The 872-nt window shown below is 47.8% G+C and carries 1 protein-coding gene and 1 pseudogene; both read left to right on the top strand.

From position 1 onward, the window contains the following. Window positions 1-429, top strand: a pseudogene (locus tag ACYVRH_RS13575) (hypothetical protein); the annotation flags it as partial. 23 nt (window positions 430-452) lie between these two features. After that, window positions 453-872 (top strand): FecR domain-containing protein (locus ACYVRH_RS13570; protein ID WP_461257423.1); only part of this gene is annotated, 420 nt, incomplete at its 3' end.

Genomic DNA, 872 nt, shown 5'->3' with positions numbered 1-872 from the left:
TTTCCGTCCATCAACAGCCGCCTTTCGTTCACAGGTTTAATCACGAGCGGAATTAACGGCGATTCAGTCGGGGCGTTCGTCCCGATTACTGGCAAGGAATACGGATATGTATTGAAAACAAGATTGCCGGGGCTTTCAATCTTTACCCTTAATTATTCGTCAAAGTTTAACAACGATTTAAGCGGCTCGCTCACAGCCTCATACTTTTTGCGTAACGATTTGGAAACCTTTATGGAATATCCGGTAACCGCCGACAGCGAAGGGAAATTACTGGGAGCGGAAGCGTCGGCACGGATAATTTGGAACGCCGCTTCCGATTTGCAATTCAGCGTGGGCGGCGGCGTTTTCCTTCCGTCTCTCGGCAATGCCGTGCAAAACGAAAAAATAAAATGGCGCGTGGATTTAGGCGTCATTATGTCATTATTATAATTTTTTATTTTAGGAGGAATAAAATGAAAAAGATTATTTTTACCGTTATTTTTATCACATTGGCTGTCGGGGCGTTCTGCCAAAACGGCGTTATCCGTGAATTAACAGGCGAAGTTGAATTAAAACGCTCTGGCGCGTCCGCTTTTGTTCCCGCTTCCGCAGGCGACTCCGTATCTTCCAACACAATTGTTTCGACAGGTTTCAGAAGCACCGCCATCATCGCCATTGGCAGTTCCGTCATTACCGTGCGTCCGCTGACCCGCTTAACCCTCGCCGAAATTCAGTCCGTTGAAAACGCCGAGAACGTCAATCTAAGTTTGCAGTCGGGAAAAGTGAGAGTTGAGGTAAAACCTCCCGCCGGCACAAAAACAAACCTTAACGTGCAAAGCCCCAGCGCCACCGCTTCCGTCAGAGGGACAACTTTCGAGATGGACGCCTATAAC

Source organism: Treponema sp. R80B11-R83G3 (assembly GCF_054786115.1).
This window is presented reverse-complemented; position numbering and strand designations above follow the sequence as displayed.